Below are 26335 nucleotides of genomic sequence, written 5' to 3'. Positions count from 1 at the left end.
CTCCGATGAGCCTGCACGGTCTGCTCGACCTCGTCGTCAAGGACGCGGCCCTCGCGGAGGCGGTGACGGCCGCCTCCGACGGGCACCGCCCGCACGTGGACCTGGTCGGGCCCGCCGCCGCCCGCCCCTTCGCCGTGGCCGCGCTGGCCCGGGACTCGGGGCGGCCGGTGCTCGCGGTGACGGCGACCGGCCGGGAGGCCGAGGACCTGGCGGCGGCGCTGCGCTCCCTGCTCGACCCGGACTCCGTCGTCGAGTACCCCTCCTGGGAGACCCTGCCGCACGAGCGGCTCTCGCCGCGCTCCGACACCGTGGGCCGCCGCCTGGCCGTGCTGCGCCGGCTCGCGCACCCCAGCGCGGACGACCCGGCCGCCGGGCCGGTCTCCGTCGTCGTCGCCCCGGTCCGTTCCGTCCTCCAGCCGCAGGTGAAGGGGTTGGGGGACCTGGAGCCGGTGGCCCTGCGCAGCGGGCGGACGGCGGACCTGGGGGAGGTCGTCGAGGGGCTCGCGGCCGCCGCGTACTCCCGGGTGGAACTGGTGGAGAAGCGCGGCGAGTTCGCGGTCCGCGGCGGCATCCTGGACGTCTTCCCGCCGACCGAGGAGCATCCGCTCCGGATCGAGTTCTGGGGCGACGAGGTCGAGGAGATCCGCTACTTCAAGGTCGCCGACCAGCGCTCCCTGGAGGTGGCCGAGCACGGCCTGTGGGCGCCGCCCTGCCGCGAGCTGCTGCTGACGGACGAGGTGCGGGGGAGGGCCGCGGCCCTCGCCGAGGAGCACCCGGAGCTCGGCGAGATGCTGAACAGGATCGCCGAGGGGATCGCCGTCGAGGGCATGGAGTCCCTGGCGCCGGTCCTCGTCGACGACATGGAGCTGCTGCTCGACGTCCTGCCGGCCGGGTCGATGGCCGTCGTCTGCGACCCCGAGCGGGTCCGGACCCGGGCCGCCGACCTCGTCGCCACCAGCCAGGAGTTCCTCCAGGCCTCGTGGGCGGCGACGGCCGGCGGCGGCGAGGCGCCGATCGACGTCGGCGCCGCCTCCCTGTGGGGGATCGCGGACGTGCGGGACCGGGCGCGGGAGCTCGGGATGATGTGGTGGTCGGTGTCGCCCTTCGCGGCCGGCGCCGAGTCCGACGCGGACGGCGACACGCTCGTGCTGGGCATGCACGCCCCGGAGGCGTACCGCGGCGACACGGCCCGCGCGCTCGCCGACACCAAGGGCTGGCTGGCCGACGGCTGGCGGACGGTGTACGTGACGGAGGCGCACGGCCCCGCCTCCCGCACGGTCGAGGTGCTGGGCGGCGAGGGCGTCCCGGCCCGGCTGACGGCCGACCTGGCGGACGTTGACCCGGCCCTCGTGCACGTGGCGTGCGGCGCGATCGACCACGGCTTCGTGGACCCGGCGCTGAAGCTCGCGGTGCTGACCGAGACCGACCTGTCCGGCCAGAAGGCGGCGGGCAAGGACGGGCAGCGGATGCCCGCCAAGCGGCGCAAGACGATCGACCCGCTCACCCTGGAGGCGGGCGACTACATCGTGCACGAGCAGCACGGCGTGGGCCGCTACCTGGAGATGGTGCAGCGCACGGTGCAGGGCGCGACCCGCGAGTACCTGCTCGTCGAGTACGCCCCCGCCAAGCGCGGCCAGCCCGGCGACCGCCTCTACATCCCCACCGACCAGCTGGAGCAGGTCACCAAGTACGTCGGCGGCGAGGCGCCCACCCTGCACCGGCTGGGCGGCGCGGACTGGACGAAGACGAAGCAGCGGGCGAAGAAGGCGGTCAAGGAGATCGCCGCCGACCTGATCAAGCTGTACTCGGCCCGGATGGCGGCCCCCGGTCACGCCTTCGGCCCGGACACCCCGTGGCAGCGGGAGCTGGAGGATGCCTTCCCGTACGCGGAGACCCCCGACCAGCTGTCCACGATCGCCGAGGTCAAGGAGGACATGGAGAAGACGGTCCCGATGGACCGGCTGATCTGCGGCGACGTCGGCTACGGCAAGACGGAGATCGCGGTCCGGGCCGCCTTCAAGGCGGTGCAGGACGGCAAGCAGGTCGCGGTCCTGGTGCCGACGACGCTCCTCGTCCAGCAGCACTACGGCACCTTCTCCGAGCGGTACGCGCAGTTCCCGGTGAAGGTCCGCGCGCTCTCCCGCTTCCAGACGGACACGGAGGCGAAGGCGACCCTGGAGGGGCTCAAGGAGGGCTCGGTCGACGTCGTCATCGGCACCCACCGCCTCTTCTCGTCCGAGACGAAGTTCAAGGACCTGGGCCTGGTCATCGTCGACGAGGAGCAGCGCTTCGGCGTCGAGCACAAGGAGCAGCTGAAGAAGCTCCGCGCCAACGTCGACGTCCTGACGATGTCCGCGACCCCCATCCCGCGCACCCTGGAGATGGCGGTCACCGGCATCCGCGAGATGTCCACGATCACCACCCCGCCGGAGGAGCGGCACCCGGTCCTCACCTTCGTCGGCCCCTACGAGGAGAAGCAGATCGGGGCGGCGATCCGCCGCGAACTGCTGCGCGAGGGCCAGGTCTTCTACATCCACAACCGGGTGGACTCGATCGACCGGGCGGCGGCGCGGCTGCGGGAGATCGTGCCCGAGGCGCGGATCGCGACGGCGCACGGGCAGATGTCGGAGTCCGCGCTGGAGCAGGTGGTCGTCGACTTCTGGGAGAAGAAGTTCGACGTGCTCGTCTCGACGACGATCGTCGAGTCCGGCATCGACATCTCCAACGCCAACACCCTCATCGTCGAGCGCGGCGACAACTTCGGTCTCAGCCAGCTCCACCAGCTGCGGGGCCGGGTCGGCCGGGGCCGCGAGCGCGGCTACGCGTACTTCCTCTACCCGCCGGAGAAGCCGCTCACGGAGACCGCGCACGAGCGGCTCGCGACGATCGCCCAGCACACCGAGATGGGCGCGGGCATGTACGTGGCGATGAAGGACCTGGAGATCCGCGGCGCGGGCAACCTGCTCGGCGGCGAGCAGTCCGGTCACATCGCGGGCGTCGGCTTCGACCTGTACGTCCGGATGGTGGGCGAGGCGGTGGCGGACTACCGCAAGGCGCTGGAGTCCGGCGGCGCGGAGGAGGAGCCGCCGCTGGAGGTCAAGATCGAGCTGCCGGTCGACGCGCACGTCCCGCACGACTACGCGCCCGGCGAGCGGCTGCGGCTCCAGGCGTACCGCGCGATCGCCTCCGCGAACTCGGAGGAGGACGTCAAGGCGGTGCGGGAGGAGCTCACCGACCGCTACGGCAAGCTGCCGGAGCCGGTGGAGAACCTGCTCCTGGTGGCGGGCCTGCGGATGCTGGCCCGAGCCTGCGGGGTGGCCGAGATCGTCCTCCAGGGGCCCAACATCCGCTTCGCGCCGGTGGAGTTGCGCGAGTCGCAGGAGCTGCGGCTCAAGCGCCTCCACCCCAAGTCGGTGATCAAGCCGGCCGTCCACCAGATCCTGGTGCCGCGCCCGGCGACCCGTCCGATCGGCGGGAAGCCGCTCGTCGGGCGGGAACTGCTGGCGTGGACCGGGGAGTTCCTGACGACGATCCTGGACTGAGGGTCAGTCCCCGGAGTCCGCGAGGAAGCCGGTCAGGCGGTCGAAGTACTCCTCCGGCGAGGCGCCGCCGACGGCTTCGTCCACGTTGTGCGTGAGGTACAGGGTGGCGAAGCCGTGGGCCAGGGACCAGGCGGCGATGCCGGTGGCGCGGGGGTCGCGGCCGGGGAGGCCGGCGACGCCCGCGCGGAGTTCGGCGGAGGCGCGGGCGCGGGCCGCCGTCAGCTCCGGGTCGTCGGGGCGCAGCAGGTCCGGGGCGAACATGACCGCGAAGTGGGCCGGGTGGTCCGCCGCGAAGCGGACGTAGCGCCGGCCCCGGTCCGCCAGGGTGGTGCCGCCCGCCAGGGCGTCGGCGAGCAGGCCGAAGCCCTGGGCGGCGATGGCGGTCAGGAGGCCGGCGCGGTCGCCGAAGTGGTGGGCGGGGGCCGCGTGGGAGACGCCGGCGCGGCGGGCCAGGTCGCGCAGGCTCAGCGCGCCGGGGCCGTCCGCCGCGATCGCCTCCAGGGCCGCCGACAGGACCGCCTGCCGCAGGTCGCCGTGGTGGTACGAGCTCCGCTTCGTTCTCCCGGTCGTCATGGGGGCAGCCTAGCCAGCGTCTAGTCATTGACAAGTCTCCCGGCGCGCGCGCAATCTTGTCAGTGGACAGATTCGCGCCCGCCGCCGGGAGGCCCCCGTGGACACCGCTCGCACACGACAGATGTGGCACCTGCTCGAACCGCTCCACGCCCTGCACTACTACGCCCCCGAGTCCTTCGCGGAGGCCGCCGCGCTCGGGTACGGCACCGAGGAGCGCTGGCCCTCCTACTTCGCCTGGCGGGCCGCGCCGCTCGGCGCCGTGGGCGCCGCCCGGGTCGCCTCCGCCTTCTACAGCTTCAGCCCCGCCATGGTCGGCCGGCACGTCCCCGCCGCCTGGGAGGTCGCCGCGCCCGCCGAGGTGCTCGCGGCGCGGCTGCGCGCGGTGGACCGGACGTACCGGGGGCTGTTCGACGTGACCGGGGTCCGGGAGGCCGCCGGGCTCGCGCGGCGCGCCGCCGAGGCCGCCGGCACGGCCGGCCGGCCGCTCGCCGCCGCCCACGCCGAACTGCCCTGGGCCGACGAGCCGCACCTCGTCCTCTGGCAGGCCGCGACCCTGCTGCGCGAGCACCGGGGGGACGGGCACGTCGCCGCGCTGCTCGCCGCCGGACTCGACCCGGTCGAGGCGCTGGTGTCGTTCGCGGCGGTCGGGGCCGCGCCCGAGGCGGTCTTCGCGAGCCGGGGGTGGACGGCGGAGGAGTGGGCCGCCGGACGGGAACGGCTGGCCGGGCGGGGGCTGGTGGACGCCGGCGGCGCCGCCACCCCGGCCGGGCGGGAGCTGCGCGCCGGGATCGAGCGGCGGACGGACGAACTCGCCGCCGCGCCCTGGGCCGCCCTCGGCGACGGGGCCACCGCCCGGCTCGCCGACCTGCTCGGCGGGCCCTGGCTCGCCGCGATCGGCTCGGGCCTGCTGCCCGCCGACAACACCCTGGGGATCGGGAAGGTCTGACACCCTCGCCCCACCGGCCGCAGAAACGATCATTATCAGGGCTTTTGTGCCTACGATTCCTCCGTGTCGATACCTCGGAAGCTGCTCTCCGCCGCCGCGCTCGCCGGCTTCGCCCTCCTCCCGGTCCTCTCCGGATGCTCCTCCGGCGCCCCCTCCGTCCCCGGCACGAGCCCCCTGGACAACCCGAACGGCGTCCGGGCCGGCCTCGGCCCGGTGACGGAGGACGAGCGGGCGCGGGCGCGGGCGCTGATCGACGGGCTCGCCACCAAGGGGCGCGGGACGAAGACCGGGTACGACCGGGACGCGTTCGGCTACGCCTGGATGGACAAGGCCGACGGCGTGCCGTTCGCCCGCAACGGCTGCGACACCCGCAACGACCTGCTCCGCCGCGACGGCCACGACCTCCAGTACCGGCCCGGTTCGAACTGCGTGGTGGCCTCGATGCGGCTGTCCGACCCGTACACGGGCACCACCATCGACTGGAGCAAGAAGAAGGCCGCCGAGATCCAGATCGACCACGTCGTCCCGCTCTCGTACAGCTGGCAGATGGGCTCCTCGCGCTGGTCGCGGAGCAAGCGCCAGCAGCTCGCCAACGACCCGCTGAACCTGCTCCCGGTCCAGGGCCGGGCCAACTCCGCCAAGGGCGACTCCGGTCCGGCGACCTGGCTGCCGCCCGCGAAGGACGTCCGCTGCGCCTACGCGGTCCGCTTCGCCCAGGTGGCGAGGAAGTACGCGCTGCCCGTCACCCCCGCGGACAAGGAGGCGATGCTCCGGCAGTGCGGCTGAGGCGGTCGGATAATCGGTTGGCGGGCGGTGGGCGGCACCCTAGCCTGCGGGCATGGACCAGGAACTGACGATCACCACGCTCGCCGAGCGGCCCGCACTCGAAGGGCCGATGTGGTCCATGAAGGACCTCTGGCCGGAGTTCATGATGTACGACCCCGTCGGCTGGTCGCACATGGGCCGGATCGTGCGGGACTTCCCCGAGTACGTCCTCGTCGCCACCGACCCGGACGGCACGGTCGTCGCCCGCGGCTTCTCCGTGCCCTTCCTGCGGGACGCGGAGGGACGGCGGGAGCTGCCCGACCGGGGCTGGGACGAGGTGCTGCTGTGGGCCTTCTCGGACCTGCGGCACGGCAGGACGCCCGACACGGTCAGCGCCATCGAGATCACCGTCGACACCGGCTTCCTCGGCCGGGGCGTCTCGCACCGGATGCTCGCCGCGATGCGGGAGAACGTCCGCCGGCTCGGCTTCTCCGAGCTCGTCGCCCCGGTCCGCCCCAACGGCAAGCACCTGGAGGCCGGCGCCTCCATCCACGAGTACGCCTTCCGGACCCGGGAGTCCGACGGGCTGCCGCACGACCCGTGGCTGCGCGTGCACGTCCGCGCGGGCGGCCGGATCGAGCGGGTCGCACCCGCGTCGATGACGGTCTCCGGCTCCCTGGAGCAGTGGCGGCGGTGGACCGGGCTGCCCTTCGACGCCGACGGGGCGGTCGAGGTCCCCGGCGCCCTGGTGCCCGTCCACTGCGAGGCCGCGCGCGGGTACGCGGTGTACGTCGAGCCCAACGTGTGGGTGCGCCACCGGGTCTCCTGACCGGGCGCCGGCCGGTCCGGGCCGCGGTTCCGCGGACCCGCGGGGCGATCTTCGGGCCGGGGGCTGTACCGTACGGCGTCCCCTGTCGTACGCATGTGCAACCCCGGTCGCACCCGTCACCCCGAAAGGCCCCGACCGTGAACCAGTCCGTCGTCCTGGAGAAGGGCGCCGTCCCGCGCCGCGAAGGGGTGCCCCGGCTGCCCGCCCGGATGCTGCTGGCCGCCGTGCCGGTGCTCAGCCTCGGCGTCCTCGGCTGCGTGCCGGCGCTGGTGCTCGCCCTGTACCGGGGGACCCGCGCGGACTGGCTGGCGGCGCTCCTCCTCACCGCCGTCTCGGTCGCCTGGTGCTTCCAGATCGCGCTGACCCCGGTCGAGACCACCGGCGGCGCCTTCCTCCTGGACCTGACGCTCCTCGCCCTCTCCACGGTCGGCGCGGCCGGGCACGTCCTGCTCGCGCGCGGCGCCGGGAAGGGGCGGGGCGAGTGAAGACCAGGCGTACGTGGCGCACCCGCGCCCGGAAGACCGCGCCCCGCTCCACCGTGCCCGACGTGCTCGCGGCGGCGGCCGGGGCGCTGCGCGGCCGGGCCGGCTGGGCGGTCGGCTCGGTGCTGGTCGTGGCGGTCGGCCTCCTCGCCGCCTGGCTGTTCGCCGGCACCGGCGGGGAGAAGGGCACGCCGCCGGACGCCCGGGCCCGGATCTACGAGGACCGGGACGCCTGCCTCCTGACGGACGAGAAGGGCATCGTGTCGGGCGCGCCCGCCGCGCCCCTGTGGGAGGGCATGCAGCGCGCCTCCGGGGACGGGCGGACGCGGGTGACGTACGTGCCGGTGACGGGGGAGCAGACGGCGGCGAACGCGCGGCCGTTCCTCAACGGCCTGGTGCAGCGCGACTGCGAGGTCGTCGTGGCCTCCGGCCCGGCCCAGGCGGCCGTGGCGGCGGAGGCCGCCCCGCGGCACCCCGACGTCCGGTTCGTGGTCGTCGGGGACGGCGGCCCGGGTTCCGGTTCCGGTTCCGGTGACGCGCCGGAGAACGTGACGCGGATCGCGGCCGGGGCGAAGGCCGGTGACGAGGTCGCGGCCGCCGTGGAGCGGTTCGCGCGGGAGGACTGACGGGGCGCCAGGACGTATCGCCCGTCCGGGCAGGGAAGCCGCGGATGCCGACAGAGGCGCCCGTTGCCGGACGGGTTCCCTCCGGTTTCTAAAGGAAAAGTAAAAACACCACCCCTGGTGCGAACGGGCGAACGGTCATCGGGAAAGCTCGCGGAGCTTCGTAAGCGACGCATAAGCAAAGGCTGACCCATGCAGATACGCCGGGTCCGTAGCCCTCGCCTCTTCCCACCGGGCAAAACCGGTAGACGCAGGCTGAGGGCTACGGCTCTTTCCACACTCATCGCGTTCTTCCTGATGCTCACCACCGAGACGGCGATGGCCACCGGAGCCGTCCTCGAACCGGTCCGCATGCCCGAGATGTCCCTCTCGGGCCTGTGGAAGTGGCTGAAGAGCGACGATCCCCTCGACACCCCCGACCAGCAGGGCGGAACCGCCCGCGGCAAGAGCCACAAGGCGAGCGCCGAGGCCACCAGCGCCGAGGGCGGCGCCGGCCGCAAGCCGGGCAAGGGCAAGGGCGAACTCGCGCCCTTCGCACGGAAGACCGTCACCCCGGAGGAGGTCCGCACCGGCAAGGCGCCGGGCAACGCCAAGAGCTTCGACGAGCGCACCAGCAAGCGCGACGCGAAGAAGTCCACGGCGACCTCCGACCACTACGTCAACGCCGACGGCTCCATCAGCGTCCGCCACTACACCGGCCGGACCAACTACAAGGCGGCCGACGGCACCTGGAAGCCGATCGACACGCGCCTGACCGAGGACAAGGACGGACGCCTCCAGCAGACGGCCAACTCCCTCGACGTCGAGTTCGCGCCGACCGCCGCCGACGAGGCGCTCGCCTCCGTCGACTTCGGCAAGGGCCGCTCCCTGGCCTACGCCCTGCTCGGCGCGGCCGGGACGGAGCCGGTCGTCGACGCGAACGGCACCGTCACCTACGCGGGCGTGCTGCCCGAGACCGACGTCCAGCTCGTCCCGCTCGCCGAGGGCTTCAAGGAGAACGTCGTCCTGCGCTCCCCGCGGGCCGCGAACTCCTGGACCTTCCCCCTGGCCGTGAAGGGGCTCACCCCCCGGATCGCCGCGGACGGCGACGTCGAGTTCACCGACGCCGACGGGAAGGTCGCCGCGACCATCCCGCACGCGTACATGGAGGACTCCAAGGTCGACCCGCGCTCCGGTGACGCCGCCCAGTCGCGGAACGTCTCCTACGAGCTCGTCACCGTCGACGGCGAGCCCGCCCTGCGGATGACCGCCGACCGCGCCTGGCTCGACGACCCGGCCCGCGTCTACCCGGTGACCGTCGACCCGACCGTCACCGCGTCGAACTCGACGTACACGCAGAACACCATCGGCGGGGACCACTCCACCGAGACGCAGATCAAGGTCGGCTCGTACGACGCGGGCACCAACAAGACCAACTCGTTCCTGCAGTTCAGCTCGCTGGGCACCGCGCTCGCCGGGCAGCGGGTCACGGCCGCCACCCTGAACGTCTACGCCCTGTGGTCCTCGACCTGCTCGGCGCAGTCGTTCTCGGTCCACCCGGTCACCCAGGCGTGGACGCCCTCCGGCGTCACCTCCTACCCCGGCCCGGCCTTCGGCGCGGCGATCGGCTCGGCCTCCCCGGCCCCCGGCGCCTCCTGCTCGAACAGCTCCGGCTCGGCGAGCGTCGGCGTCAAGATGCCGGTCACGCTCGGCACGACGTGGTTCAACAACGTCGCCGCCGGCGCGGCCAACCACGGCCTCGCCCTCACCGCGCCGACCGGTGACAACCTGCACTGGAAGAAGTTCCACTCGGACAACTCGGCGACCGCCGGCTACCGCCCGGCCCTGGTGCTGACCTACACGCCGAACACGGCGCCGCAGATCAACGCCCAGTACCCGCCGCAGAACTTCCAGGCCAACACCCTCCAGCCGGAGCTCCTCGCCTACGCGAGCGACGCCGACAACGGCCCGAACCCGCTCTCGTACACCTTCGAGGTCTACGACGCCGACACCAACGCCCTGGTGGCCGCCTCCGCGGCCCTCACCAAGGGCAGCTGGAAGGTGCCCGCGGGCAAGCTGAAGTGGTCGGAGAACTACACCTGGTACGTGGAGGCGAGCGACGGCACCTCCGCCGTCGTGGAGAGCAGCGGCTTCACCACGGCCGTGCCGCAGCCGCCCGTCACCTCCGGCCTGTCGATGAACACCGACGGCCACGAGTTCGACCCCTCGGACGGCAACTACACCACCGAGGACACCGACGCCGACGTGCCGGTCATCGGCCCGTCCCTGGAGATCGACCGGTCCTACAACAGCCTCGACCCGCGCGTGGACTCCGCGTTCGGCGCCGGCTGGTCGACGATCGTCGACATGAAGGCCGTCGAGGTCAAGGACGCCGCCGGCACCGTCACCAGCGTGATCATCACCTATCCGGGTGGCGAGCAGGTCGCCTTCGGCCGCAACACGGACGGCACCTTCGTGCCCCCGCTGGGCCGTTACGCGCGCCTGGCCGCCGTCACCGGCGGATACACGCTCACGGACAAGGACTTCACGGAGTACGCCTTCAAGCAGGCGACCACGAAGGCCGGCACCTACGCGCTGACCGCCATCAAGGACTACGCCGGCCGGACGGAGACCTTCACCTACGACGCCAACAAGCGTCTGACGAGGATCACCAACGTCACGTCCAAGCGGAACCTGGGCTTCACCTGGTACCAGCCCGCCACCGCCTCCGCCTGGCACGTCCAGACCGTCTTCACCGACCCGGCCACCGCCGGGGACCCGAACACGGTCCAGACCTGGCAGTACACCTACACCGGCGACCAGCTGGCCAAGGTGTGCCCGCCGGCCGACTGGTCGAAGTGCACCACGTACACCTACGCGACCGGCAACCATTACCGCACCACGGTCCTGGACGCCGACCCGTTCGCGTACTGGCGGCTCGGCGAGACCTCCGGCACGGTGGCGAAGGACGCCATCGACGCCAACCAGGGCCAGTACAACGGCACGTACAAGAACGTGACGCTCGGCGGCACGGGCCCCCTCGCCGGCTCCACCCAGAAGGCGGCCACGTTCAACGGCACCACCTCGTACGTCGAGATGCCGGCCGCGCCGGGCGCCACGCCCTCGTACACGACCGTCTCCCTGTGGTTCAGGACGACCACCGCCGGCGGCGTCCTCTTCTACTACGGCGACAAGCCGCTCAGCGACCCGAACCCGGTCGCCAACACGAAGAAGAACACCCCCGCGGTCTACGTCGGCACGGACGGCAAGCTGCGCGGCTGCCTGGCGATGTCGCCCGGCTGCATGACGACGATCACGTCCACCCCGACCGTCACCGACGGGCAGTGGCACAACGCCGTCCTGACCGGTGTCGCCAACAGCCAGACGCTGTACCTCGACGGCGCCGCCGTCGGCTCCCTGTCGGGCACCATCAACGACTGGGCGCAGCCGTACATCTCCCTCGGCGCCGGCGTGAACACGCAGGGCTGGCCGGCGATGAACCCGAACGACCAGCTCGGGCACTTCAACGGCCAGATGGCCGAGGTCGCGATCTACTCCGAGCCGCTCGCGGCCGACGTGATCAAGAACCAGTACGACACCGCCAAGCGGTCCGCCGGACTGCTGAACAAGATCACCACGCCGGGGCTGAAGACCCAGGCGTCGGTCGTCTACGACACCACCGACGACCGCGTCCTCCAGGCCACCGACGGCAACGGCGGCACCTGGAAGCTGAACCCGCCGACCATCACCGGCTCGTCCCAGGTCTACCGCTCCGCCGTCATGGGCTCCGCCCCGGCCGGCTACTGGCGGCTGGACGACACCCAGGGCGCGGCGCAGGCCGCGAACCAGGTCAACACGGGCTTCGGCACGTACAACAACGTCGTCCAGGGCACCGAGGGCCCCTTCGGCCCGGACGACGTGAGCGCGGCGACCTTCGACGGGTCCACCTCCTTCGTGGAGATCCCGTACGGCCCGTTGCACGCCAAGCCCGACCGCTCGGTCGAGCTGTGGTTCAAGACGGCCGAGCCGGGCGTGATCATGAGCGACCAGAGCGTCGCCCCGAACAACCCCGGCGGCGTCACCGGAAGCTGGAGCGACCTGCTCTACGTCGGCGCCGACAACAAGCTGCACGGCCACTGGTGGAGCAGCACCTGCAACGGCACCGCCACGCTCGGCTCCACCGGCACGGTGACGGACGACACGTGGCACCACGCCGTCCTGTCGGCCACCGGCACCACGCAGACGCTGTACCTGGACGGAGTGAAGCAGGGCACCTGCACCGGCGCCCCGAACGACCAGACGACGTCCCGGACGTTCCTCGGCGCGGGCTTCTCCAAGTGGTACAGCTCCCCGGGCGACGTCTCCTACTTCACCGGCTCCCTCGCCGAGGTCGCGGTCCACTCCAAGGGCCTGACCGAGGCGGACGTGGCGGCGCACTGGTCGGCCTACAAGGCGTCCTCCGGCATCGCCCCGGTCAAGACGGTGAAGCTGACCGACCCGACGGACCGCACCCTCACCTACGTGTACGACGCGGAGATGGGCAACCGCCTGCTCGCCGCGATCGACACCGAGGGCGCCCGCACCACCTACGGGTACGACACCGGCGGCTTCCTGCACACCATCACGGACGCCAACGGCAACCGCTCGATCACCGGCCACGACGTGCGCGGCAACGCGGTCTCCCAGACCACCTGCCAGAACACGGCCGCCGGCAAGTGCTCGACGGAGTACTTCACGTACTACCCGGACGCGACCACGGCGTTCCCGCCGATGGACCTGCGCAACGACCTGCTGCTCACCGAGCGCGACGGCCGTTCCTCGGGCCCGGCGGACAACGCGTACCTGACGAGCTACGCGTACGACACGGCCGGCAACCTGCTGTCGGTGACCACGCCCCCGGTGGCCGGTCACCCGAACGGCCGGACGGCGACCACGACGTACACGACCGCCACCACCCCGGCGTTCGAGGGCGGCACGGCGGTGACGCCGGCGGGCCTGGTGGCCACGGTCACCACGCCGGGCGGCCGGAAGACCTCGTACCACTACTACGCCAACGGCGACCTGGCCCAGGTCACCGACGCCAACGGCGCCAAGGTGCAGTACACGTACGACAACCTCGGTCGTGAGATCAGCAGGAAGGAGATCTCGGACGCCAACCCGGCCGGTCTCGTCACGACCCAGACGTACGACAAGAACGACCAGGTCCTCACCGAGACGACGCCGGCCGTCACCAACCGGGTGACGGGCGCGAAGCACCAGGCGAAGACCACCACGGCGTACGACCCGGACGGCAACATCCTGTCCCAGACGGTCACCGACCTCACCGGCGGCGACACGGCCCGCGTCACGTCCATGACGTACAACGCGAACAACCTGCTGGCGACCAGGACGGACCCGGGCGGCGACACCACGTCGTTCGAGTACGACGCCTACGGCAACAAGGTGAAGGAGACCGACCCCGCGGGGAACGTCAACACCTACACCTTCGACGGCGAGGGCCGGCCCCTCGTCACCAGCCTGCTGAACCACACCGGCGACCCGTTCGCCCCGTCGGCCCCGACGACCCTCGTCCAGGAGTCCCGGGCCTACGACCCGGCCGGCCGCCTCGCGTCGATCACCGACTCGATGGGCTGGCAGACGGCGTACACCTACACCGACGACGGCCTGTCGGCCACCGTGGTCCGCAAGGACCCGAAGACCGGCGCGTCCTTCACGGAGCAGGCGAACACCTACGACGCCGCCGGCAACCTGATCGAGCAGGTCACCAACGACGGCCAGACGCGCACCGCCTTCACGGTGGACGCGGCCGACCGCACGGTCTCGGAGATCCTCGACCCGAACGGCCTCGGCCGGACGACGACGGTCTCCTACGACCCCGACGACAACGTGGTGACGGAGACGGACCGGGACCCGGCGACGGGCGACGTGTCCACCACGGACACCCGGTACGACGCCCTGGGCAACATCACGGGCAGCACCACGCACGACGGCACCACGGCCCCGGTGGCCCGTTACAAGCTGGACGAGACCACGGGCTACGGCCTCGCGGACTCCTCCGGCGCGAACAACACCGGCAGCCACGGCACCGGCATGCACTGGAACACCGACCGGAGCGGCAGCGCCGCCTTCGACGGTGACGCCAATTCGTGGGCGCAGACGACCGGCCCCGTGGTGAACACCGCGGGCAGCTTCACCGTCTCCGCCTGGGTCAAGCTGTCGTCGACGGCGGCCAACCGGACCTTCGTCGCGCAGGACGGCGAGGAGGCCTCCGGCTTCCAGCTGTACTACTCGACGGCCTACGGCTGGACGTTCAACCGGCACGCGACCGACACGTACGACCCGGCGATCGTGCGGGTGTCCTCGGGCACGGCCGCGGTCGCGGTCAACACGTGGACGCACCTGGTCGGCGTGTACGACCAGGCGACCGCCAAGCTGCGCCTGTACGTGAACGGCACCGAGAGCGGCACGGCCGCCACCTTCGGCACGCCGTGGGAGGCCACCGGCCCGCTCCAGCTCGGCCGCCGCTGGTACAAGGGCGCCTACGCGGAGAACCACCTCGGCGGCCTGGACGACGTCCAGGTCTACTCCGAGGCGCTCACGGCGGCCCAGGTCGCCGCGGTCAAGGGCGGCACGCTCCCGGCCGCGGGCAGCAGCGTCCGCACGACGTCCTGGAAGCTGGACCAGCGCGGTCTGCCGGTGTCCCAGACGGACACCGCGGGCAACGTCACCGACTACGGGTACGACGAGATCGGCCAGCAGACGTCGATCACCGAGCCGGCCGTGATGACGGAGCAGAACGGCGGGACCCCGGTCTCCGTCCGGCCCGTCACGATGACCGGGTACAACACCTTCGGCGAGGCCACCGAGGTGGCGGACCCGCTCGGCAACGTCACGACGACGGCGTACGACGCCGAGGGCCAGGAGGCCTCGGTCACCACGCCGGAGTACCTGGCGCCGGGCGCCACGACGCCGGTCAGGGCCACGTCCTACAACGAGTACAACGAGCTCGGGCAGGTCACCGCCGAGGTCGACCCGCTCGGCAACCGCACCACGTACACCTACACGCAGCTGGGCGACCTGGCCTCGGTCACCGAGCCCGGCGGCGGCACCACCAAGTACACCTACGACACCAACGGCGACCAGCTCTCGGCCACCCGGCCGAACGGCGCCCGGCAGGAGAGCACCTACGACTACCTCGGCCGTGAGCTGACCAGCACGGACATCGTGCGCCAGCCCACGGAGCGCGCCTACACCGCGATCAACGAGTACGACGCGCCGGGCGGCGAGCTGTCCCGCGTGGTCTCGCCGAACGGCGTGACCGAGTCGTACAAGTACAACGCGCTGGGCGAGATGACGGAGGTCACCGACGCCGCCGGGAACGTCTCCCGCTTCACGTACGACATGGACGGCCGGCCGCTGCTGTCCACCGACCCCGACGGCACCAGCACCCGCAACACGTACGACGGCTTCGGCCAGCTGGTGAAGACGGAGGACCTGGACGCGACGGGCGCCGTGCTCCGGACGGCCCGCACCTCGTACGACCGCATGGGCAACCCGGTCTCCGTGACGGACTACCGTCAGCACACGAAGACCTTCACGTACGACGCCTCGGGCCTGATCACGAAGGCGGTCGAGCCGGTCTCCGCGACCGAGTCGATCACCTCGACCTTCGGCTACGACGCGGCGGGCAACCAGACGCGGTTCACCGACGGCCGCGGCAACCCCTTCATCACCACGTACAACACCTGGGGTCTGCCGGAGTCGTCGATCGAGCCGTCGACGCCCACGCACCCGAGCCTGGCCGACCGCACGTTCACCGCGGTCTACGACCAGGCCGGACGGCTGAAGGAGGCGCGCTCGCCGGGTGGCGTGACCGTCTCCTACGAGTACGACGTGAAGAGCCGTCTGGTGCGCCAGTCGGGCACGGGTGCGGAGGCCGCCACGGTCGACCACACCTACGACTACGACGCCGACGACCGGATCACGGCGGTCGCGGGCCTCGGCACGGAGAAGAACACCTTCTCCTACGACGACCGCGGTCTGCTGCTGTCCGCGACCGGCCCCTCGGGCTCCTCGTCCTTCGCCTGGAACGGCGACGGGGCGATGACCCGGCGGACGGACGCCTCGGGCACGTCGACCTTCGGCTACGACACCGCCGGCCGTCTGAAGACGACCACCGACGGTCTCACCGGCACGACGGCGACGTACGACTACGACGTCAACAACAACGTCCGGTCGGTCGACTACGGGACGGGCAAGGCGAAGCGTTCCTTCGGATACGACAAGCTGCAGCGCCTCACCAGCGACACGCTGACGTCCCCGACGGGCAAGACGCTCGCGTCCTTCACCTACGGGTGGGACGAGAACGACAACATGACGTCGAAGACGACCACGGGCGTCACCGGCGCCTCCGTCAACACGTACACGTACGACTGGGCCGACCGCCTGTCGTCCTGGAACAACGGGACGACGACGGAGGTCTACGGCTACGACGCGTCCGGCAACCGGACCCGGGTGGGTGGCGACACCTACACCTACGACGCCCGGAACCGCCTGACGTCGGACGGCCACAGCACGTACACGTACACCGCGCGCGGCACGCTGAGCTCGGTGACGGACGAGGCCAGCCTCGTCACGACGATGAAGGCGGACGCCTTCAACCGGGTGATCCAGGAGGGCGACCGCACCTACGCCTACGACGGTCTCGACCGGGTGCTGGGCGCCCAGGAGGACGGCGCGTCGATCCACTCCTTCCAGTACAGCGGCATCGGCAACGACGTCGCCTCGGACGGCGTGTCGGCGTACAGCCGCGACGCGGACGGCTCGCTCGTCGGCGTCAAGGCGGGCGCCACGGCGGTGCTGGCCCTGACGGACCTGCACACGGACGTGGTGGCGCAGTTCACCGCGACCGGTGAGGCGCTGACCGGGTCGACGACGTACTCGCCGTTCGGCAAGGTGGTCCAGTCCTCGACGATGCTCGGCGCGCTGGGCTACCAGTCGGGGTGGACCGACCCGGCCACGGCCAAGGTCAACATGGCCGCCCGCTGGTACTCGCCGCAGACCGGCCAGTTCAACAGCCGGGACACGGTGAGCAACTCGCCGCTGCCCGACTCGGTGAACGCCAACCGGTACGCGTACGCGAACGGCAACCCGATGACGGGTGTCGACCCGACGGGCCACTGGTTCGACTCCATCAAGAAGGCCTTCAAGAAGGTCACCAAGAAGGTCAAGAAGGCCGCCAAGTCGGTCTACAAGAAGGCGAAGAAGGCGGTCAAGAAGGTCGCCAAGGTCGTCAAGAAGGCCGCCAAGAAGGTCAAGCGCGCCGTCAAGAAGGCGGTGAAGCGGGCGAAGAGGGCCGTCAGGAAGGCGGTCCGGTACGTCGCCGACAGCGTCAGAAAGGTCAAGAGATACGTCAAACGCGTCTACAAGCGCGTGAAGCGTGTCGCCCACAAGGTCGTCAAGCACGTCAAGAAGGCCGTCCGCAAGGTCGCGAGGGCCGTCAAGCACGTCGCCAAGAAGGTGGTGAAGGCAGCCAGGAAGGTCGGCCGGGCCGTCAAGAAGGCGGCGAAGGCGACAGCCAACTTCGTCAAGCAGCACGCCTCGACCATCGCCTCGGTGGCCACCGGCATCGCCGTCTTCGCGGGCTGCACCGCGATCACGGCCGGTGTGGGCGCCGTCGGCTGCGCCGCCCTCGCGGGCGCGGCGGCCAACGGCGTCGGCTACATGATGAGCGACGGTCCGAAGTCGGTCGGCGGCTTCCTCGGCGCGGTCGCCATCGGCGCCGTGACCGGTGCGGCCGGCGGCGTCGGCGGCCGTCTCGCGGCGGGCGCCGCGGGCAAGCTGCTCTCCGGCACGGCCGGCAAGGTCGTGTCGAACGTCGCCGGGAACGCCGGCGAGGAGGCCGCGACCGGTGCGGTCGAGTACGGCACCTCCTGTGTGAACAGCGAGGAGGGCTGCTCGGTCGCCGGAGCCGCGAAGGCGGCGACGATCGGCGCGGTCATGGGCGGCGCCTTCGGTGCGACGGGCAAGGGCAACGGCCCGAAGGCGAAGTCGTCCCCGGACCCGGACGGCGGGGGCGCCCCCGGCTGCCCGATCCGCCGCGGCGGCACTCCGCACAGCTTCACGGGCAAGACGCCGGTGCTGATGGCGGACGGCACGACCAAGGAGATCTCCAAGGTCAAGGCCGGGGACAAGGTCCTCACGGCCGAGCCCGGCAAGAAGACCAAGGAGGTCCACGAGGTCAAGCAGGTGATCGTCACCAAGACCGACCGCCACTACGTCGACGTCACCATCGAGACGAAGGCCGGCCGGAAGACGATCCAGACCACCGAGCACCACCAGTTCTACGAGTCCACCCGCGACTCCTGGACGCAGGCGGGCGACCTCCGGGTCGGCCAGAAGCTCCAGAACGGCGAGGGCGCCCCCACGGCGATCGTCGGGGTCACGTCCTACGAGGCCCAGCGGACCACGTACGACCTGAGCGTCGAGGGCCTGCACACCTACTTCGTCCTCGCGGGCGACCAGGTCCGTGCGGCCGATCCCGGTGACGCGGTGCTGGTGCACAACTGCAACGGCTCGTCCGTCGCCGACCCGGCCCATCTCCAGGCCCGGGTCGACGCCATGACGAAGCGGCTCGGGGCCGGTGTGCGCTGGAAGACCGTCGGCGGTCTGCACGTGCCGGAGGGCGGCGGTCTCGACCTGTTCGCCGTGGGCGCGCGCAGTGAGATCACCGGGCGACAGATGGGTGACATGGATGACCTCGACGAGGCGTTCCGGGTCTATCCGAGGCTGCCGTCCAAGACCAAGGATCCGCTCACCGTGGGACGGAACCACGCGGAGGGCAAGTTGCTGACAGAGGCGATAAATCTCGGAGTCACTCCGAAACTCCTCATCGCCAGCAATGACTTCTGCGATGAATTCTGCGCCCCGTTGATCGAAAGAACGGGTGGTAAGATCGTGAGCCCGAGAATGGCCAAGTGGAAGTAGATTCTCGGTAGTCTTGTCATCGGGACGGGGGTGCGCCTTTGCGGTGCACCCCCGTCTTTCTCTGTCTTCGAGAGGCTTGCTCGCGATGTCTGAAGAAGTAGGGGCGGGGCCCGGGCGCCGGGGAGAGCGCCGGCTCGCCCTGGCGGTGGCGACCCGGGTGAGTTCGGTCGTCTCGCCCTTCTGCGAGAAATTCGGCGCCCAGGAGGAATCCTTCACCGTCACGCAGATGGTGGAGTCCGGCTGGCGCGAGGAGAGCGGGGCGGGGGACGAGCGGGAATTCCAGCTCGAATCCGTGCCGCTGGTGGAGGCCGTGCGGCAGAAGGTCTCGTCGGTGGCGCACCCGGCCGCTCCGGCGGTCGGGGCGGCGGTCCGGGCCGCCGCGGGGCTGGCCTCCTGGCACGAGTCGGGAGAGGCGGGGATCGCGGACGTCATGGCGGCGGCGATCGACGTCGCCCTCCAGTTCGACCGGCACGGGGTCGAGCCGCCCGAGGAGTGGACCAGCTGGGTCGCGTTCGAGTGCGGGGGGCAGTCGGAGCTCGCCGCCCGTCTGCTGGCCGCGGACGCGGACCTGTCCGCCGCAGGCTCATACGACGTGCGGTTCGCCGCGGGCGAGTCGTCCATGGAGTACCGCAACGCGCTGAAGCGCTGGCTCCGGGCCTCCGCCTAGGGTTCGACGGGCCGACGGACGGGCGGGCGGGACGGCGTGGTGCCGTTCCCGCCCGCCCGTCGTCGTTCCCGGTCCGTCCGGCGGCGCCGTGGCGCGTCAGCCCGTCTTCACCCAGTCGCCGCAGCCCGCCGTCTTGAAGTAGCCGTCCTTCGCGGTGATCTTGACGACGGCCGTGCCCGTCACGTTGTCGTTGGCGAGGATCGAGTCCGTGCTGTGGCTCGCGTCCTTCGTGCGCTCCCAGTAGCACTCGGCGTCCTGGTTGCCGGTGGACTTGTAGGTGCCGGGGGCCACGTCGACGCCGACCTTGAACATGCCGCCGGAGCCCTTGAGGGTGGTGCCGGAGGGGGTGCCGGCCGCCTTGGGGTCGACGGCCTCCCAGGTGCCGCAGCTCGTGGACGTGAAGAGCTTGTCGGACGCCTTGATCTCGACGTAGGCGGTGCCCGTCACGTTGTCGTTGGCCAGGATCGAGTCGACCTCGCCGGTCGCGTCCTTGGCGCGCTCCCAGTAGCACTCGGCGTCCTTGTTGCCCGTCGAGCGGTAGAGGCCGGGCTTCACGTCGGAGCCGACCTCGAAGTCGCCGTCGCCGCCGACGGTGGCCGCCTTCGGCTTCTCCGGGGCCTTGGACTCCGGGGCCTTGTCGCCGGAGGCGGCCGGCGCGGAGGACTTCGCCTCGGGGGTCTTCGCGCCCTCCTCGCCGCCTCCGCCCAGGGCCGCGCCGACGGCGACGACGACCACGACCGCGCCGGCGGCGGTGAGGAGCTTGTGGCGGGCGAACCAGGAGCGCTGGGACGAGGACTGCGAGGACTTCGACATGGCTGTGAACACCTTCCGGGTGTCGGTGGATCGTTCGGGACTCCGTGTTTCGATGGCGTAATCACAGCAGAGCTTGTGAACCGAGTCAACCGAGTTCACAAGTTTTGCCTCGACTCACGCCGTGAACCGGGTTCGTCGGTATGCTCGGTGTTCACACGCGGACGCAGGGAGACGGAGGGTGCAGGTGCCCGAGGACAGCGCTACAGAGGTCACCGCCGCCGGCATCGCCCGGCTCGCGGGCGTCGGCCGGGCCGCCGTCAGCAACTGGCGCCGCCGGCACGCCGACTTCCCCAAGCCGGTGGGCGGCACCGACACCAGCCCCTCCTTCTCCCTCGACGAGGTCGAACGCTGGCTCCGCGACCAGGGCAAGCTCGCCGAGGTCCCGCTCCGCGAGCGCGTCTGGCAGCAGCTCTCCGGACACCCCGCCGGCACCGTCGCGGGCCTCGTCCAGACCGGCTGCGTCCTGCTGCTCCTGCGCGAGCGCGGCCCCGCCCTCGCCGCCCTGACGGCGCTGCCCGACGCGCGCCTCGCCGAGGCCCTGCCCGGCGCCCTCGAAGAGGTCCTCACCGTCCGCTTCGGCATCCCCCGGGCCGTCCCCACCCCCACCGCCGGCGACCTCGCCCCCGCCGTGCCGCTGCTGCGCGCCGCCGTCGAACTCGCCGGCGAACTGGGCGGCCCCCGCCAGGGCTTCGAGTTCCTCCTCGGCCGCCACCTGGACGCCAACCCCCGCCAGTACACGCTCACCCCGCCGCCGCTCGCCGAACTCATGGCCGCCCTCGCCGCCGCCGCGACCGCGAGCGCCGGCGACCCGCCCGCGACCGTCCTCCTCGACCCGGCCTCCGGCACCGGCGGCCTGCTCCGCGCCGCCGCCCACCCGGCCGAACTCGCCGTCCAGGACGCCGACCCCGAGCTCGCCGCGCTCTCCGCGCTCCGCCTCGCCCTCCACGGCGACGCCGCCGTCCGCTCCGCCGCCGGCGACACCCTCCGCGCCGACGCCTTCCCCGACCTCCGCGCCGACACCGTCCTCACCCACCCGCCGTTCAACGAACGCGCCTGGGGCCACGACGAACTCGCCTACGACCCCCGCTGGGAGTACGGCTTCCCGGCCCGCACCGAGTCCGAGCTCGCCTGGGTCCAGCACGCCCTCGCCCGGCTCCGCGACGGCGGCACCGCCGTCCTCCTCATGCCCCCGGCCGTCGCCTCCCGCCGCTCCGGCCGCCGCGTCCGCGCCGACCTGCTCCGCCGGGGCGCCCTGCGGGCCGTCATCGCCCTCCCGGCCGGCGCCGCGCCCCCGTACGGCATCCCGCTCCACCTGTGGGTCCTGGTCCGCCCCGCCGCCGACCGCCGCCCCCCGGCCGAGGCCCTCTTCGTCGACACCGCCGGGCTCGTCCCCGACGCGGGCCGCGACAAGCTGCCCTGGACCGCCCTGCAGAACACGGTGCTCGACGCCTGGGCGGGCCGCGCCGCCGACGAGTCCGTCGCCCGCGCCGTCCCCGTCATCGACCTCCTCGACGACGAGGTCGACCTGGCCCCCGCCCGCTACCTCGCCGCCCCCGACGCGGGCGGCTCCGCCCCCGAACTCGCCGCCGTCCGCGACCGGCTCGACGAGACCCTGCGCCGCACCCTGGGCGCCGCGCCCCGGCCCGTCCCCGCCCGCCCCGCGCCCCGCCCCCTCACCACCGTCGGCGAACTGGCCCGCACCGGCGCCCTCCAGCTCCGCACCGGCGGCCAGGGCACCGCCCCCGCCGGCCGCGAGGTCCCCGTCCTCACCGAGCACGACGTGCTCGCCGGCGCCGCGCCCTCCGGCACCCTCCCCGAGGCCGCCGACGGCCACCCCGAGGAGCCCGTCCTCGTCGCCGAGGGCGACGTCGTCGTGCCCGTCCTCGGCGGCGGACCGTCCGCCCGGGTCGTCGACGCCGCCACCGCCGGCGCCGCCCTGGGCCGCAACCTCCAGCTGCTGCGCCCCGACCCGGCCGCCCTCGACCCCTGGTTCCTCGCCGGCTTCCTGCGCGGCACCGCCAACAACCGGCAGGCCAGCAGCTTCGCCTCGACCGCCACCCGGCTCGACGTCCGCCGCCTCCAGCTGCCCCGGCTCCCGCTCGCGGACCAGCGGCGGCACGGCGACCAGTACCGCTCCCTCGCCGAGTTCGAGGAGGCCCTGCGGCTCGCCGCGCGCCTGGGCGAACAGCTCGTCCAGGGCCTGTACGACGGCCTCGCCGACGGGAGCGTGCGGGCCGAGTGACGGCCCCCCGCCGGGCCGTTACCCTCGAAGCCTGATCAGCTTCCCGGGGGGACACGCATGTACGGACCGACGCCCGCTCCCGCGCCGAGACCGGGCGGATCGTCCGCCGGGGCCGTCGCCGTCCGCGTGCTCCTCACCGTCCTCGTCGTCGTCTCCCTCGGCCTGCTCGCCTGGGTCGCGACGCTCCGGATCGCGATCATGCGCAGGACCGGCCGCGACTGGGCCGTCTTCTGGGCCCACCTCGCCCTGAACATCGGGTGCGTGGTGCCGCTGGAACAGCGCTTCGCCGACACCTGGATGAACACCGCGGGCATGATCGTGCTGCTCGTCCAGATGGTCGCGGTGGTCTGCTACTACCTCATCGTCGACACCCGCCACCACCACACGCCCGCCCCGGTCCTCCTCCCGGCCCCGCCGCCCCCGCACGCGCCCGCGTACGGGTACCCGCCCGCGCATCCGGCGACCGCGGTCACCGTCCCGAACCCGTACGCGCAGCAGCCCCCGCACCCGGATCCGCGCCCGTACGCGCCCGTGCCCCCCGCCGCCGTCCCCGCGCCCCCGCCGTCCCCCCGGATCGACCAGGTCCGCGCCGAACTGGACGAGCTGAGCGACCTCCTCCGCAAGGAGGGCGAGAAGTGAACGGCCGGGTCGTCGGCGGGCGGTACGAGCTCGCCACCGTCATCGGCCAGGGCGGCATGGGCCAGGTGTGGACCGCGTACGACACCCGGCTCGACCGCCGGGTCGCCGTGAAGCTCCTCAGCCCCGCCGCCCTCACCGGCCCCGCCACCGCCGCCGAGGAACTGCGCCGCCGCTTCGTCCGCGAGTGCCGGGTCACCGCCCACGTCGACCACCCCGGCCTGGTCACCGTCCACGACGCCGGCAGCGACGGCGACGACCTGTACCTGGTCATGCAGTACGTCGACGGCGCCGACCTCGCCGACCACCTCGCCGAGCACGACCCGTACCCCTGGAAGTGGGCGGTCTGCGTCGCCGCCCAGCTGTGCGCGGTGCTCGCCGCCGTCCACGCGGTGCCGATCGTCCACCGCGACCTCAAACCGCGGAACGTGATGGTCCGCCCCGACGGCACCGTCACCGTCCTCGACCTCGGCGTCGCCTCCGTCCTCGACTCCGACACCACCCGCCTCACCCACACCGGCGAACCCATCGGAAGCCCCGCCTACATGGCGCCCGAACAGGCCATGGGCGGCGCCGTCGGCCCGCGGACCGACCTGTACGCGCTCGGCGTCCTCCTCCACGAACTCCTCTCCGGGAACGTGCCGTTCGCCGGCTCCACCGCCCTCGGCGTCCTCCACCGCCACCTCTACGAGCCGCCCCTCCCGCTCCGCCAGGTGCGCCCCGAGGTCCCCGAGGCCCTGGAGTCCCTCGTGCTGCGCCTCCTCGCCAAGGACCCGGCCGCCCGCCCCTCCGGCGCGCACGAGGTGTACGAGGCGCTGCTGCCGCTGCTGCCCGCGCGCGGCGCCCCGGCGGGCCCCCTGGACCCCACCCGCCCGTTCCTGCGCCCGCACGCCCCCTGGCCGGCCACGCCCCGGCCGGCCGCCCCGGCCCCGGCCCCGATCCCGGCCCCGGCCGACCGCCCGGCCGTCGCGGACCCCCGGATCGCCGTCCCCGCCCAGCCCCCCGCGCCCGCACCCGCACCCGCCCCCCGGGGCGCGGACGTGGCGGGCACGGTGGAGGAGGTGAAGCGGCTCCTCGGCGAGGGCGCCCTCACCCAGGCCGTGGACATGCTCGGCGGGATCCTGCCGACCGCCGCCGCCGAACACGGCGAGGACTCCCCGGTGGTCCGGATCCTGCGCAAGCAGTACGCCTCCACGCTGATGGACGACGGCCGGTACCGGCGCGCCCTGCCCGAGCTGCGCCGGCTCGCGGCCGACGACCCCGGCAACGCCCAGTTCCGCTACGACATCGCGCTCTGCCTGGAGCAGCTCGGCGAGACGGCCGAGGCCCTCGCGGAGTTCCGCGCCGCCCTCCCCGCCTTCGAGCAGGGCCCCGCGCGGGACCCCGGCCGGGCCTTCGACATCCGCCGCCGCGCCGCCCTGCTGCTGACCGCGACCGGCCGCCACGAGGAGGGCAGGGCCGAACTCGACCGGCTCCTCCTCGACGCGGAGCGCCTCTACGGCCCCTACCACCCCCTGACGGCGGAACTGCGCCGCGCCCTCGACCACCGCCGCCAACTCGGCCTGAGCGGCTGACCGCCCGGACGCGGGACCGGCGCCCCGGAGCCCGTGTCCCGGAGCCCGTACAACCTTCCGGTCACGGCGCGGGTCCGGCATGCCGGACGGCCGTACGATCCCGTTCGCCGTACCCGCCCCGCCCGCCCCGCCGGACCGACCGGAGACCCGCCCCGTGAGCCGTACCGTCACCGAAGCCCTGCGCGCCGCCGCGCTGGGCTGCGCCGCCCTCGTCGTCGTCCTCTGCCTGGTCCACGACCGGGCCGACGGGCCCCGCTGGGACGCCCTGGCCGCCCTCGCCGCCGGCGCGGCGTGCGCCGGGGCGTGGGCCCTCGCGACCCGCCGGGAGGCCGTCCCGCCGCCCGCCCCGCGGGAGTTCGAGGGGCTGCCGTCCGTCCTGCCCCGGGACCCGGTGGACTGGTACGGCGTCGCGGGCCTGCTGCTCGTGACGGTGGCGCCCTTCGCGGCCTTCCGCTTCGGCGCCCGGGGCGAGGTGGCCGACCGGTACCTCGGACTCGGCGCCTTCCCGCTGGTGCTCCTGGCCCTGGCCCTCCTCCCGGCGCTGTGGAAGGCGCTGACCCGCCCGCTCCCCGAGTTCCACCGGCTCCTCGCCCGGGACGCGCGGGCCGGCCGGGTCGTCGCCGTCCGCTTCACGCTGGAGACCGGCGAATGGATACGGATCATCGACGAGGACAACCGGAAGGTCCTCGACCCCGATCCCGAGCACGTCCGGGCCCTCAGGCTCCGCGACGAGCACGGCGCGTACTACGGTCCCCAGGGCCTGCTCCCCGGCCTCTACGGCCGGAGCCCCGTCGGCCGGCTCTCCCGCTTCGCCGCGAGGTTCAAGGGCGAGCACGTCTGGGTCCTGTGGCCGGAGCGCTGGGAGCCGGTCCTCGCGGTCGCCCGCCGGCAGCACCCGTACGCGTACCCCGTGGCCGTGGTCTCCGAGACCGGCGAGATGGTCTGGGGCAACGCGGCGATCGAGTACACCGACCGCTACCTCACCGACCGGTCGAACCTGCGCCCCACCGTCCCCGGCCTGGCGGCCCGCCCGCTCCGCCCCCGCCCCCGCTTCCACGCGCCCGTCCACGGGCGCCTGTACGCGGGCCTCGCGGTGGCGGCGGCGGCCCTCGTCCCGCTCCTCCTCGGCCTGGTCTCCGGCGCGGCGAGCGCCTGGCTCGGCCTGCTGGCCGCCGTGGCCCCCGTCTGGGGCCTCCTCTCCGCCTCCGGCGCCGCCCACCGGATCCCCGACCCCACCCGCTGGACGGTCCCCCCGGTCCAGGACCTCCGCGTCCCGGCCGCCGGCGGCTCATGACCGGCGGCGCGGCCGCCCCCACCACGGGCGCGACGCGAGGCAGAGCAGGGCCGCGGCCCCGGCGGCCAGGCCGGCGGTCAGGCCCGGCGGGCGGAAGGAGCAGGACACGGCCGGGCCGGTGACGGGGACGGCGAGCAGGCCCGCGTACGACTCCGGCTCCCGGCCCTGACAGGTCCAGCCGGCGATCGCGGGGGCGGCGACGACCGCCGTGCCGCGCGTGCCGGGCGGGAGGACGGCGGTGAGGCCCGACGCCGTGGTCCGCACGGAGAGGGCCGAGCGCTCCCGCAGGGCACCCGCGTCGCCAGAGGCTCGACGTGCTTGTCCACCCGTCCGGACCGGACCTGTCCAGCGCGTATCTCCATTTCCTCACCGCCCGCGTCCGCG

Annotated in this window: 15 protein-coding genes; 12 read left to right on the top strand and 3 right to left on the bottom strand. The window is 73.0% G+C overall.

The window, feature by feature from the left end:
• The first annotated feature begins 5 nt into the window (after positions 1–5).
• Complete coding sequence (gene mfd, locus AB0E83_RS09710) at positions 6–3542, top strand: transcription-repair coupling factor (RefSeq protein ID WP_362108393.1); 3537 nt, start codon at positions 6–8, stop codon at positions 3540–3542.
• Between the two features lie 3 nt (positions 3543–3545).
• Here mfd and AB0E83_RS09705 read toward each other — a convergent pair whose 3' ends face one another.
• The gene (locus tag AB0E83_RS09705; RefSeq protein WP_362108391.1) at positions 3546–4115 is read right to left on the bottom strand and encodes a TetR/AcrR family transcriptional regulator; all 570 of its coding nucleotides are present in this window, start codon (positions 4113–4115) and stop codon (positions 3546–3548) included.
• Between the two features lie 121 nt (positions 4116–4236).
• On the opposite strand from AB0E83_RS09705, the gene AB0E83_RS09700 reads away from it, so the two are divergent.
• The 7 genes from AB0E83_RS09700 (at position 4237) to AB0E83_RS09670 (ending at position 19392) form a co-directional block, all read left to right on the top strand.
• Complete coding sequence (locus AB0E83_RS09700) at positions 4237–5061, top strand: hypothetical protein (RefSeq protein WP_362108519.1); 825 nt, start codon at positions 4237–4239, stop codon at positions 5059–5061.
• 174 nt (positions 5062–5235) lie between these two features.
• On the top strand, positions 5236–5847 hold the full coding sequence (locus AB0E83_RS09695) for an HNH endonuclease family protein (RefSeq protein WP_362108517.1): 612 nt from the start codon (positions 5236–5238) through the stop codon (positions 5845–5847).
• 52 nt (positions 5848–5899) lie between these two features.
• Positions 5900–6655, top strand: a complete 756-nt coding sequence (locus AB0E83_RS09690; RefSeq protein WP_362108389.1) for an N-acetyltransferase — start codon at positions 5900–5902, stop codon at positions 6653–6655.
• Between the two features lie 137 nt (positions 6656–6792).
• Positions 6793–7140: a hypothetical protein gene (locus AB0E83_RS09685; RefSeq protein ID WP_362108387.1), complete on the top strand. Its 348-nt coding sequence runs from the start codon at positions 6793–6795 to the stop codon at positions 7138–7140.
• On the top strand, positions 7137–7763 hold the full coding sequence (locus AB0E83_RS09680) for a BMP family ABC transporter substrate-binding protein (RefSeq protein ID WP_362108385.1): 627 nt from the start codon (positions 7137–7139) through the stop codon (positions 7761–7763). The genes AB0E83_RS09685 and AB0E83_RS09680 overlap by 4 nt, the downstream gene beginning before the upstream one ends.
• A gap of 294 nt (positions 7764–8057) precedes the next feature.
• A complete protein-coding gene (locus AB0E83_RS09675) occupies positions 8058–18725 on the top strand; it encodes a LamG-like jellyroll fold domain-containing protein (protein WP_362108383.1) in 10668 nt (3555 codons plus the stop codon).
• An 85-nt stretch (positions 18726–18810) separates the two neighbouring features.
• Complete coding sequence (locus AB0E83_RS09670; RefSeq protein ID WP_362108381.1) at positions 18811–19392, top strand: hypothetical protein; 582 nt, start codon at positions 18811–18813, stop codon at positions 19390–19392.
• Between the two features lie 96 nt (positions 19393–19488).
• Here the strand turns inward: AB0E83_RS09670 and AB0E83_RS09665 are convergent, their stop codons facing one another.
• Positions 19489–20205 (bottom strand): hypothetical protein, encoded by a 717-nt coding sequence (locus AB0E83_RS09665; protein WP_362108379.1) that lies wholly within the window; start codon positions 20203–20205, stop codon positions 19489–19491.
• 184 nt (positions 20206–20389) lie between these two features.
• On the opposite strand from AB0E83_RS09665, the gene AB0E83_RS09660 reads away from it, so the two are divergent.
• The 4 genes from AB0E83_RS09660 (at position 20390) to AB0E83_RS09645 (ending at position 25951) form a co-directional block, all read left to right on the top strand.
• On the top strand, positions 20390–22447 hold the full coding sequence (locus AB0E83_RS09660; protein WP_362108515.1) for an N-6 DNA methylase: 2058 nt from the start codon (positions 20390–20392) through the stop codon (positions 22445–22447).
• 57 nt (positions 22448–22504) lie between these two features.
• A complete protein-coding gene (locus AB0E83_RS09655) occupies positions 22505–23086 on the top strand; it encodes a hypothetical protein (protein ID WP_362108377.1) in 582 nt (193 codons plus the stop codon).
• Positions 23083–24657, top strand: coding sequence for a protein kinase (locus AB0E83_RS09650; protein WP_362108375.1), 1575 nt, complete (start codon positions 23083–23085; stop codon positions 24655–24657). Before AB0E83_RS09655 ends, AB0E83_RS09650 begins: the two co-directional genes overlap by 4 nt.
• A 154-nt stretch (positions 24658–24811) precedes the next feature.
• Complete coding sequence (locus tag AB0E83_RS09645; protein WP_362108373.1) at positions 24812–25951, top strand: hypothetical protein; 1140 nt, start codon at positions 24812–24814, stop codon at positions 25949–25951.
• On the opposite strand, the gene AB0E83_RS09640 is transcribed toward AB0E83_RS09645, so the two are convergent.
• Positions 25946–26215, bottom strand: coding sequence for a hypothetical protein (locus AB0E83_RS09640; protein ID WP_362108371.1), 270 nt, complete (start codon positions 26213–26215; stop codon positions 25946–25948). The genes AB0E83_RS09645 and AB0E83_RS09640 overlap by 6 nt on opposite strands.
• Positions 26216–26335: the final 120 nt, after the last annotated feature.

It is taken from the genome of Streptomyces sp. NPDC035033, from assembly GCF_040636735.1.
Classification (GTDB): domain Bacteria; phylum Actinomycetota; class Actinomycetes; order Streptomycetales; family Streptomycetaceae; genus Streptomyces.
This window is presented reverse-complemented; position numbering and strand designations above follow the sequence as displayed.